The organism is Vibrio sp. YT-19(2023), from assembly GCF_033337395.1.
Map to the genome: position 1 here is coordinate 90,611 of NZ_JAWOQN010000019.1, position 10,507 is coordinate 101,117.

The following is a 10,507-nucleotide window of genomic DNA, read 5'->3' on the forward strand; positions in this document are numbered from 1 at the left end:
GCACTTCGCTGGCTCTTTTACTATTCCACTCTTTTCTGTATTGCTAACGCAACGCCGTTTTTAGCTTCTCAACGCGGTTAAACAGCAGCCAATCCAGAGCGAGAACCGTAACAATCGCCAAACCGCCCATCGGAAACGCCAGACCCAATACCACCAACGTTACTAAACCAAGCTTCCAAATGCCGTCTTGCTGGAACTTAGGTGGCGCCCCCAATGCGGCACTGCGACTTGGTCTACGAATCCACCACATCACCACACCTGTGATTGAGATTAAGATGAACGCCAAACAGAACATTACGTTGAGCACTTTGTTAAGCACACTGACATCGCCTTGGTGCAATGACACACCTGCCGCCATGAACTTGGCAAACAAACTGTAATCTTGCCACGTTACATCCACCAACAAGCGACCGGAATACTGGTCAAAGTGGCTGGTGCGATCTTGTCTTGGGTCGGAGATATCGCCACCCATGGAGTTAGCTGCAACAGTGTAAACGCCCGTCTCAGAGCGTGGCAAAAACAGCTTATAGCCAGTGAAGCCCATCATTTCAGCTTTGAGGACAATATCATCAATGGAGAGCGCATCATGGTTGCCTGCGTATGCCATATCTTCCTTCATATTGGCATGATCATGAGCGGGTTTGTCTTTCGATTCAGGCACAGCAGCAAGCTCTAAGTTCCATGGCATCTCTTCTGATGCACCATGATTCAGGTCTTTGTGTGTCAGTGTCGACTCTGGTTTCTCACCCCATGTGTAATAGGTTGGGAAGGTATTCCAAGCTTGCACCATTTTCGCGCCCCATATCCCAGCCCAAGACAGACCTGAAATCAAAAAGAACAACAGAACAATTGATAGCACACCACCTAAATTCGCATGCAGATCTCGCATCAAAATACGAGTTCCACTGCCAAAACGAATTTTCAAAAAGCCAGCACGGCTTGCGTTGTCTCTTGGTAACCACAGGTACAAACCAGACACCAACAGTAAAATGCCTAAACTGGCGGCGATTTCAATTAAACGGTCGCCTAAGTCTCCGATGAGCAACGTACCGTGAATGCTGTTCCTCAGTTCATAGATGCTGTCACCACGATTAATGGTGCCCTGTACGTCTCCTGTATAAGGATTTACTGCAACAATCAACGAGCTGCCTTCTTGGTTTTGAATCGAGAATCGGTTGGCAATATCGGCCGTTTTAGCAGGTACAAATTGAGTGACATTAAAATCGGGATACGCCTGCTTTACGGTTTCCAATTGTGCAGAGACGGGAACCATTTGCTCTTGTGGTGAAACTTGTAATGTCGCTTCGTATCGAGCCAGTTCGATTTCATCATCAAACAACATCACTAACCCCGTGAGGGAAAGTATCAGCATAAATGGAATGACGAACAAACCTGCGTAGAAGTGCCATCGCCACGTCATAAAGTAGATGGATTTTGCGCGTGAGGCTTCCTTGAGTTGAGGCTTTGCCGAGTTTCTCAACATGTGTATTTTCCTTTTTTCATTGTTGAACACCCAAATTGAGCCAAACGCATCCTGCACATACGCATTCGTATGCGGCGCTAATTGACTTAGATTTGGGAGTACCACTGCTCGAAGTGGCAGTGTTGCTGACTATATACCCAAGTGACTTCAAGATGCTGGATTCAGAGCGTTGTCATTGATTCGAGTGCAAAGAAAACAACGCTGTGTAATAGACAACTCTTTCCAAGTTGTTTGAAGCAGCAATCGGAGCAATGACACGCTCCCGAAGGGCGAGTTGCCTTGGCTTGTATACTTTGTTGTCGATATCTTGATTTAGACCCACTAGACCTTTAAATCGCCGCCGCGTCTACAAACCAAGTCATTCTCGCTGAACCAAGCATCTCGAGGTTACTTGGGTATCGTGTAATTGTTTTTGTTATGAGAAAAGGGAAACTGGCGGCGCTCGAGGAACTGGTGTTTCAAATCGCACACTTAGAGCCAAATAAGCGTAGCTGTCAGAAATCACCAAGCTCAGTCTTGAGAGTATTGGTGTCGTTGGAAGTGTATCGTGATGAAAAGTCGAGAAGTGGCTAAACGGACAAGGCTTGCCTTTGTGGCTGACCGAATTGTCGCCCTCTTCTATTTGAACCAATTCAAAACCGTTAAGCGTACATAGCGTCGCCCACACGCCCATGCTGTTACCATGAGCATTGATAACAGGCATCAGCGTCACTAGCACCCAACTGAGAGCACTAGCAAATAACATCGAGCGGTAAAAAGGAATTAATCTACGCATAACGGTGACTTAACAAATTTCACACAGCGTAACCAATTTTGAGTGGTAGCTCAAAAACAGGATCAATAAGTGGTTGCTACCTCACAGGTTTTCTTGAATGCATCGATTGACAGGCGCAAAAAAGCCCGCCGAAATGGCAGGCTGATAATGTGTTCATTCATTACTTAGAGATAACGCGTAACCCACTGCCACGAGCAAATGCTCCGCTCAGTAGATAATTAGCCGAACAACTTGCTCCAAATGCTTGGATTGCGCTTGTCGTGGTACTCTTCACGAAGACTATCGATTTCACGCAGTTGAGCTTTTGCTTCTTGTAGCTTGCCCGCATCAAGATCCGCTTCAATCTTATCTAGCGTTACCGTCAGCTTGTTAAAGCCTTCTAAGTAAGTATCAAACTTCTCTGGTGGGTAATTACCACGCTTAGATTGTTCAACAATCGCTTGCAAGCTATCAATCGCAGATTTCATGGTTTCGACATCAGATGCTTCTGCCGCCTGTTTGAATTCCATCTTCATCTGTTTCATGTTTTGTTTTAAATCAACCGCTTCTGCCATTGCGTATGTTGAGCCAAACGCAATCGCACACCCTAGGACTAAAGGACGTAACATTTTTCACTTCTCCATTTATAGTGCCGAATTCTGTGTCGGCTTTATTCACCCAAATAACCTACGCCATAAGAGGCGAAAAACTAGCTTAGTTGAGTATTTCCGGGTCGCAGTGTAAAGCAATCTGGTGTCGGGTGCATACCTTAAATGTAATCAAGTTTATGCGTTGAGAATGCTGTCATATTCTGCAATTGGTTTACGGCCTCTCAAAGCTAAGAAAGACAAAAACTGCTGAGCGGTGTGAGTAATCACTTTCTTACTATCAATACCCACTTTGTCCATTAACTCTCCAACCAACTCCAGATTACCAACATCGTGACAGAAGTGCGCATCACTGCCCGTGGTGAAGAAAACACCGAGCTCTTTCCCGATTTGTGCAATCTCGTGGCAACGGTCTACGCTGCCTACTCGGCTGTTGCCTTTCAGCGTGGTGTTATTAATTTCAATCGCGACATTGTGCTCTTTCGCGCACGCTAAAACGGTCTGAAAATCAAAGTCGAAATTTGGATTACCAAGATGACCGAGCGCATCAATACGGCCACTCTGAATGACATTAACAAGTGCTTCCGTGTGAGTTTGCTTGTTTGCAGGACGAAAAACGGGTTCATGAAAACTCGCGATCACCCAATCTAAGTTGCGGTCCACACTCAGTGGAATATCAATGTCGCCTTCGGTATTCATAATGTTGGATTCAACGCCGCGAATAATCGCAACGCCTTCAAGAAAGCGAGGCAGAATTTTCTGGTTAGAGAAGAACCAGTAATGAGGCGCACCCGGCATTGATTCTGCGTGATCGGTCGTGCAGAACATATCCAGCCCGTTCTCTTTTGCCAACTTTGCATTTTCAATCAAGGTACTGTACGCGTGACCACTGGCGTACGTATGTGTATGGGTATCAACTTTAAATTCCATCATCCACTCTCTTAGGTGCGCTATCTTGCGTGCTATTGTATACCTTCCGGCAACGCATCGTCAGCCCAAGATAAGCAAGAACCCTAAGCTTGCTCTTCACTAATGGCTTTTATCAAGGGTAAGGCTTTTTCCCATCCGTGATTAAACATGGAAACAAAGTCATTGTGAGTATGAATGGTAACATTGAGTAGTAAACGATCGTTGTTGGTATCGATCTGGTAGATCTCTCGCGATCCGATCCACCTAGATGCTAGGTCAGCATCGAGTTGTTGACGATTATCCGGATTAAAAATGGCAACATGATGAAATTCAAGTTTTTGAAGCGGTAGCACCGTATCTATGATCGCCCTTGTCCCGCCCATATCTGGATCAAAAAAAGTGATGCCACCTCCTTCTTCCCAAGCTCCTTCAAATTGAGACTGCGGTGAAAAGGCTTGCGCCCAACGTTTATACAACTCAACATCGGTTAGCACTTCCCACACTCGTTGCGGTGTCGCCGAAATTTCGACGTAATAATTTAGCGTAAGCATGATTTCTCTCCTTGAACCTTTCTTGACGCTAGCCCATACTCAGGAAAAATCAAACCACACGACCAATTTATCTACCTGCCCCCTTCATTTTCCGACAGACTAAGAAGTTCTCGCTTGTAAACCGCCACTGCGATGCGCCGTAAAGCGAACCCAACATGTGTTCAGTATGATTGCGAGCACTATTAAACTCATCCCAACAATTTGACTTTGACTCATTCGGTCTTCAAAAAACAGGCTCTGCCAAACCGCAGTGAACAATAAGTTAGTAAAAATGAGTGGTGCAAGTTGAGAGCCACTGCTTGCCAGTTTATATGCTTTGGAGCGAAAAACTTGGGTGTTAATGATCATCAGAGACATCATACCGATCCACAGCACATTTGAAGAAATCTCAGGCGCCATAACACTCATATTAAGTAACACGTCGAAGTCGTTAAACAAAGTTAGCGGCAACAGAAATACGGCAGCAAAACCAAACGCCCAAAAGTTGATTTCTAGCGGCGACATATTTGTTTTACTCACTTTATATAACGTAAGCTGAGAACCAGAATTGAAGAGTCCACCAGCCAAGCCGAGCAATAAATCCGCTCGCCATGTGATCTCACTTCCACCGCCCGCCAACATAACCACACCAGTGAACGCCATTGCTAAAGCCGCCAATGTTGAAACACGAATGCGCCCCCTCATGAACAGCTTTTCAACCAAGGGAATAAATAATGGGCCAGTAGCAAACAAAACGACCCCCTCAACGAGCGTTAACGTTTGTAATGACGCGATAAAGCAAAGTTGTGACAAACCGATACAAAGAGCACGCAATAAAATAGGCTTTAGCGTGCCCGCTTTAGGAAAGGTAAGGTTTTTCACACGAAGTAAGATAAGCAAGATAAGCGCAGGCACCAAAAAACGTAAGAAGCTAAATAGTGTGACGGAAAGTTCGCCTGACAACTGCTTTGCTAACAGTCCAGTAACAGATAAGCTTAACGTAGACATCAACATGAAAAGGATAGATTTATTTACAGCATTCATTCAATACTCCTTAATATATGGAGCATTTTAAAAGACATCACTTATCGTAAATAGCGAGTAATATTAACCATTGATGTAAGAAAAACTTACAGTTTAACTTATCTATCACCAGCTACGGTTTTTAAATTATGCGGAAACTAGTCCCCTTAAAGTCCATCTACGCATTTGTTGCAGTAGCTGAGTCTGGCAGCATGACAGAAGCAGCACAGATATTAAGTGTGAGCCACTCAGCCGTAAGTCAGGCAATTAAATCGCTGGAGAGTCAAGTCAACAAGCCTCTATTTGATCGCATAGGCAGACAAGTTCAACTCAACGCGGACGGTAAAAAGTATTACAGGAAGGTGGCACCCGCTTTAGAGCAAATTGTCGATGCAACGGAAGCACTCATCCAAGATCAGAACTTGCAGCGTGTTACGCTCAATATGGTGAATTCATTGGCTCTTCACTGGTGGATTCCTCGAATGTCAGATTTACAAGGGTTTGCTCCTCAATTAGACGTTCGTTTATCAAACCTGTCTGGCAGATTCAATTTAGAACAAGAAGGTATCGACGCGGCCTTGGTGCATGGAAATCCCGAAGAATGGCAGGATTACTACTGCGAAAAGCTCAGTGAAGATGAACTGGTTTTGGTGTGCAGTCCTGAATTGATAGCGAAGACCAAGGACTCAAACATCACTCAACTCTTAAAGCAGTATCCCATCATTGAAGTTACTAACGAACGAAGAAAAAATGACTGGAACGTGTGGCTGGACGCGACGGGTATCCAGCGACCTAAAAATAAAAAACCAATCACTTTTAACATGTCGATACAAGCCGTCCAGGCCACAACTCGTCGTTTGGGGTTATTGGTCACTCATCGCTTGTTTGTGAAGGATGACATCAAATATGGTCAGCTAATCGAGCTGGGTGAACCCGTCATTAATCCTCATCAACAGCTTTACTTTGTATGCCCGCCACACAAGCTAAAGCTTGAATCGTTTCATCTGTTGCGATCTTGGCTACAACAATCATTCAACTATTAGAAACTTTTGTTAAGCACATTCACTGAAAAACTAGTATAAAGTTAGAAGAGCACTTTTCATCCAAGGATGGTTTATGAAGCAGTATCAAATATGGCTAAGCGCACTCTGTTTTGCAGTATCTTTGAGTACGACCGCTGAAGTAGAAAATGATAACCGCCTTTCAAAACAAGGGATCTCCACGGCAATTATTGGGGGTCAGCAGGCTACCCAAAACCAACTTCCTTTTTTTGCACGTCTTATTCTACATAAAACTGGCGCTAATCAGTTTGCCAATATTTGTGGGGGAACCATTGTAAACGACCGCTTCATTTTAACTGCGGCTCACTGCGTAGAACCAAGCGTTTTTACTGACGGCTGGACAATCAACGACCTACGAGTGTTAGTCAAAAACCCTACGATGAATGACGTGTTTGTTGAAGAATTCAAAGATGTTCGCTCTATCACGATTCATCCTGATTATGTGCCTAGCGATTTATGGATTAATGACATCGCTGTCCTTGAATTGACTAGACCTATCACCGATAACGTCCAATCCATCACTTTACCGCAAGACTTTGGAGACTACAGCAGCAAGTCAGTTTATCAGATATTCGGTTTAGGTCAGACCTCAACCAATGATGAAAGCCCCCCTAACTATTTACGCTGGGCAGAAGTAAAACCCCTTACCGACACCCAATGCGCTTCGTTGGTAACAGGGTTTAACGCTCAGGAAAGTTTATGTGCGAATGGATTTCCTGAACGAAGCTACACTGGTATCTGTCGTGGTGACTCAGGCGGTCCTCTCACCTATCAAGACAATAATGGCATGTATCAGCAAATTGGCATTGTGAGCTACGGTTCTTCAGTTTGCGAATCCGCTGCGATTCCAAGTGTGTTTACCGAGATTTTGAACTATGCAACATGGATTGAGACCCAAACCAGCTCAGGTGTAAAAACCAGTTATAACGCCCTCTTAGCAAGTTCGGAAGATTATCATAGCGAAGGGGACTCTGGCTTTGAGCCTGTCGATACCAACACATCTGGCTTTGGTAACAACGGCAGCAGTGGCGGCGGTGCTCTCGGATCAGGGTTGATCATGCTTGGAGGCTGGTTTGGTTGGCTAAGACACCGCAGAAATTATTCGCGCTCCTAGTAGCGTCAACAAGACATCATAATATCTTGCGCTTAACGCGAGAGTTAATGATGTCTTCAATCATCTTTTGCTCTTTTTTCGCTTTTTCATAGTTCTGCTTAGTACGCCAACGATCAAGCACTTTTTCTAACCCTTGAACGCGTGCGTGCTTGTGTTCTAGCGTTTTCTGTACAGATGCACATTCCGCTTGCATAACGGCTTGCTCTTTCTCGTGGTGACGAAGCATTCTTTGTAGCATTTGGTCAACACGATTAAAGTTCATCAAAGCCGCGCTCGTCAGCGTCGGGCCGGTTCGGGTTGATTGTCCAGCGTGGCCTTTCAACGCCGACAACTGTTCCAATTGCATTGAAAGATGGGAGTGACGCTGACGCATGGCATCAAGTTGTTGGCCCACACGGTCACGCTGTTTTTCTTCCATTTGCTGTAACTTGCCTACGGCTTTTAACTTGGATTTCATTTCAGCCTTGTCACTCCCATTTGATTAAGCACTTTGAAAAAGCTGCGCGAGCTCGGTCAAACTGGTTGGGTAATCTACAGACTCATTGGCAGCTTGTTGTAGATATGCACGCAAGTTTGGATACATAGCAACAGATTGATCTAACTCAGGATCTTGTCCTGGTTGATAACCCCCTAATGGCAGTAACTCTTTAACCTGAAGGTAGTTGGAGTACATTTGACGGAAGTTATTCGCAATCGTGCTGTGTGCGTCCTGCGTACAAGTATTCATACAACGGCTAATAGACGCGTTGATATCTATAGCAGGATAATGCCCTTGCTCAGCCAGTTGACGTGATAAAACGACATGCCCATCTAAGATGGCGCGCGCGGAATCCACGACAGGATCTTGTTGGTCGTCACCTTCTGCCAATACGGTGTAAATTGCCGTTAAGCTACCATGTTGATTTTCACTGTTACCCGCTCGCTCTAGGAGTTGAGGTAACACGCTGAAGACTGAGGGCGGATAACCACGAGAAGCTGGAGGCTCTCCGAGCGAAAGAGCGATTTCGCGCTGTGCCATGGCGTATCGGGTTAGAGAATCCATTAGAAGTAGAACGTCTTTGCCTTGGTCTCGGAAATACTCTGAAACGCGATGACAAAGTAGTGTCGCTCTTAACCTCATTAGCGGGGATTCATCAGCAGGAGCCGCGATAATGATCGCTTTCTTGCGCGCTTCTGGGGTTAAGTTTCTCTCAATGAACTCACGTACTTCTCTGCCTCGCTCACCGATAAGCCCGACCACAATTACATCGGCCTCCGTGTTTTTGGTGATCATCCCCATTAACACACTTTTACCGACGCCACTGCCAGCCATCAAACCAATACGTTGGCCTTTGCCTACCGTCAATAGTCCATTAATCGCTCGCACGCCCACGTTGAGTGGTGTATCAACTGGGCGTCGCTTCAGTGGGTTAATCGGTTTTGGTTCAAGTGAAACTCGATCTCCCCCCTTAAGCGGTGCCCCGTCATCTAACGGCTCACCTAAACCATTCAGTACGCGTCCTAACCACTGAGAGCTTAGCTGCACGGTACTGTCACCATCAAGAGGGATGACTTTTGCACCTGCAAACAGACCGCCTAAACGGCGGATAGGCATGAGGTAAGCAATAGTGTGTTCAAAGCCCACAACTTGCGCTTCGATCATATCGCCTTCCGCGGTTTCTACGAGACAACGCTGCTCAAGCTTAAACCGACACCCTACGGCTTGTAACATTAAGCCGTTTACTTTTATCAATCGCCCTGTTACGCGAGCAACAGGGATTGAATCGAGCGAAGCCAAGGCTTCGCTCAAACGCTCACTTAATAGTTCATGGCTTAGGGGATTACTCATGCTCAGACTCTACCTGTGGAATACTGACTTCATCCAAAAGGTGTTGCTTTACATTGTCCATACAGGCTTCCAAACGAGAGTCGCAGCTCGCATCCGCTTCTGCGTCATCAGTCACTAACTGACAGCCACCAATAGGAAGCTCCGTATTAGGGACCAGTTTCCAAGATTGCGGCAAATCAGCATTGATGTGAGTAATGCGCTCTAAATCTTGCGGATTTAAATGCACAGTTACTGTTTCCGCTTTACCAGGCATGGCAGACAATGTCTCGTCCACCAAAGCTAGGATCTGCTGAGGCATTAAAGTGAGCTCGGCACGAATCACTTGCTGAGCTACCTTTTGTACCAGTTCACAAATCATATGGCGTTGTTGCTGTTCTTTTTCATCTTGCCAACGAGAAAGGGCGTGAAAAAGTTCATTGACAGGCTTCGCCGCCTCCAAAAAGCCTTGCTTTCCAGACTGCTCACCGGAAACAAAGCCTTTTTGGAAACCTTCTTTTTGGCCTTCCAACAGACCTTGTTGCTTGCCCTGTTCGATACCTTGGCGTAAGCCTTCCTCATGTCCTTGTTGCAAACCTTGTTGAAAACCTTCTTCAAGTTGCTGTTGGATATCAATTTGAGGTTCTTGCCAGCCTTGGTTATCTAGCCCGAATTCGTCTTCGATAGTCTTAGGTTGCGCTAAAGGCGGAAAACGGTGTAAACGATACCCGTTTGGAGGCAATCGCATAGTACTTGATTTTGTCTCTAGCATGACCTTACTCCACCGTTGGCTCTTCATAGAGAAGCAGCTGAACTTCACCAGATTCATCCAGCTCACGTACCATTTGCATGATGTCTTGACGTGCTTTTTGAACTCGACTTAACGCAACAGCACCGCGTGCGTCCATGTCATCTTCTAGCGCTTTCACCATACGTTACGGCATTGAACGCTTAATAGCTTGTTGTAAGGTAATATCGGAACCTTTTAGCGCAACAGCCCACAACTCTAGCGGGATTTGCTGCACCAACATGTCCATAGTTTCTTCGCGTTGTCGGCCAAGAACCATAAAGTCGAACATGTTTTCTTCAATTGCATTAACAACATCTTCATCATGCAACTTCAGCATTTCCATGGCTTTGTTGAGTAATTCGATGGAACTAAATCAAGAAGCTACGATCTGAGCGGTTACGCCCATCAATCGTCGTAGCCTCATGCCTAAA

11 protein-coding genes and 1 pseudogene are annotated in these 10,507 nt (G+C 45.6%); 2 read left to right on the forward strand and 10 right to left on the reverse strand.

Features of this window, described 5'->3' with window-relative positions; all coding sequences use genetic code 11:
* Positions 1-43: 43 nt before the first annotated feature.
* The 6 genes from R7E78_RS15360 to R7E78_RS15385 form a co-directional block, all read right to left on the reverse strand.
* Complete coding sequence (locus R7E78_RS15360; protein WP_318058027.1) at positions 44-1,483, reverse strand: PepSY domain-containing protein; 1,440 nt, start codon at positions 1,481-1,483, stop codon at positions 44-46.
* 415 nt (positions 1,484-1,898) lie between these two features.
* The gene (locus tag R7E78_RS15365; protein ID WP_063344780.1) at positions 1,899-2,258 is read right to left on the reverse strand and encodes a hypothetical protein; all 360 of its coding nucleotides are present in this window, start codon (positions 2,256-2,258) and stop codon (positions 1,899-1,901) included.
* 218 nt (positions 2,259-2,476) lie between these two features.
* A complete protein-coding gene (locus tag R7E78_RS15370; protein WP_021035869.1) occupies positions 2,477-2,866 on the reverse strand; it encodes a cytochrome b562 in 390 nt (129 codons plus the stop codon).
* 156 nt (positions 2,867-3,022) lie between these two features.
* Entirely contained in the window at positions 3,023-3,775 is a 753-nt protein-coding gene (locus tag R7E78_RS15375; protein WP_182016716.1) for a phosphatase, read from the reverse strand.
* 83 nt (positions 3,776-3,858) lie between these two features.
* Positions 3,859-4,305 (reverse strand): SRPBCC family protein, encoded by a 447-nt coding sequence (locus R7E78_RS15380; protein ID WP_005375065.1) that lies wholly within the window; start codon positions 4,303-4,305, stop codon positions 3,859-3,861.
* Between the two features lie 99 nt (positions 4,306-4,404).
* A complete protein-coding gene (locus tag R7E78_RS15385; RefSeq protein ID WP_182016683.1) occupies positions 4,405-5,328 on the reverse strand; it encodes a DMT family transporter in 924 nt (307 codons plus the stop codon).
* A 128-nt stretch (positions 5,329-5,456) separates the two neighbouring features.
* Between R7E78_RS15385 and R7E78_RS15390 the strand changes: the two genes are divergently transcribed.
* The gene (locus R7E78_RS15390) at positions 5,457-6,350 is read left to right on the forward strand and encodes a LysR substrate-binding domain-containing protein (RefSeq protein WP_033906699.1); all 894 of its coding nucleotides are present in this window, start codon (positions 5,457-5,459) and stop codon (positions 6,348-6,350) included.
* 73 nt (positions 6,351-6,423) lie between these two features.
* Complete coding sequence (locus R7E78_RS15395; RefSeq protein ID WP_318058028.1) at positions 6,424-7,482, forward strand: S1 family peptidase; 1,059 nt, start codon at positions 6,424-6,426, stop codon at positions 7,480-7,482.
* Positions 7,483-7,498: 16 nt separating this feature from the next.
* Here the strand turns inward: R7E78_RS15395 and fliJ are convergent, their stop codons facing one another.
* From fliJ to R7E78_RS15415, 4 genes and pseudogenes are all read right to left on the reverse strand, one after another.
* The gene (gene fliJ / locus R7E78_RS15400) at positions 7,499-7,939 is read right to left on the reverse strand and encodes a flagellar export protein FliJ (RefSeq protein ID WP_318058029.1); all 441 of its coding nucleotides are present in this window, start codon (positions 7,937-7,939) and stop codon (positions 7,499-7,501) included.
* A gap of 24 nt (positions 7,940-7,963) precedes the next feature.
* Positions 7,964-9,310, reverse strand: a complete 1,347-nt coding sequence (fliI, locus tag R7E78_RS15405; RefSeq protein ID WP_115386811.1) for a flagellar protein export ATPase FliI — start codon at positions 9,308-9,310, stop codon at positions 7,964-7,966.
* A complete protein-coding gene (gene fliH / locus R7E78_RS15410; protein WP_017820534.1) occupies positions 9,303-10,058 on the reverse strand; it encodes a flagellar assembly protein FliH in 756 nt (251 codons plus the stop codon). The genes fliI and fliH overlap by 8 nt, the downstream gene beginning before the upstream one ends.
* Positions 10,059-10,062: 4 nt before the next feature.
* Positions 10,063-10,419, reverse strand: a pseudogene (locus tag R7E78_RS15415) (FliG C-terminal domain-containing protein); the annotation flags it as partial.
* Positions 10,420-10,507: the final 88 nt, after the last annotated feature.

Excerpts from the sequence above, each read along its gene's own strand:
- R7E78_RS15390 (WP_033906699.1), top strand. The coding sequence starts at position 5,457 with ATGCGGAAACTAGTCCCCTTAAAGTCCATCTACGCATTTGTTGCAGTA.
- R7E78_RS15395 (WP_318058028.1), top strand. The coding sequence starts at position 6,424 with ATGAAGCAGTATCAAATATGGCTAAGCGCACTCTGTTTTGCAGTATCT.
- R7E78_RS15365 (WP_063344780.1), bottom strand. The coding sequence starts at position 2,258 with ATGCGTAGATTAATTCCTTTTTACCGCTCGATGTTATTTGCTAGTGCT.
- fliH (WP_017820534.1), bottom strand. The coding sequence starts at position 10,058 with ATGCTAGAGACAAAATCAAGTACTATGCGATTGCCTCCAAACGGGTAT.
- R7E78_RS15360 (WP_318058027.1), bottom strand. The coding sequence starts at position 1,483 with ATGTTGAGAAACTCGGCAAAGCCTCAACTCAAGGAAGCCTCACGCGCA.
- fliI (WP_115386811.1), bottom strand. The coding sequence starts at position 9,310 with ATGAGTAATCCCCTAAGCCATGAACTATTAAGTGAGCGTTTGAGCGAA.
- R7E78_RS15385 (WP_182016683.1), bottom strand. The coding sequence starts at position 5,328 with ATGAATGCTGTAAATAAATCTATCCTTTTCATGTTGATGTCTACGTTA.
- R7E78_RS15380 (WP_005375065.1), bottom strand. The coding sequence starts at position 4,305 with ATGCTTACGCTAAATTATTACGTCGAAATTTCGGCGACACCGCAACGA.
- fliJ (WP_318058029.1), bottom strand. The coding sequence starts at position 7,939 with ATGAAATCCAAGTTAAAAGCCGTAGGCAAGTTACAGCAAATGGAAGAA.
- R7E78_RS15375 (WP_182016716.1), bottom strand. The coding sequence starts at position 3,775 with ATGGAATTTAAAGTTGATACCCATACACATACGTACGCCAGTGGTCAC.
- R7E78_RS15370 (WP_021035869.1), bottom strand. The coding sequence starts at position 2,866 with ATGTTACGTCCTTTAGTCCTAGGGTGTGCGATTGCGTTTGGCTCAACA.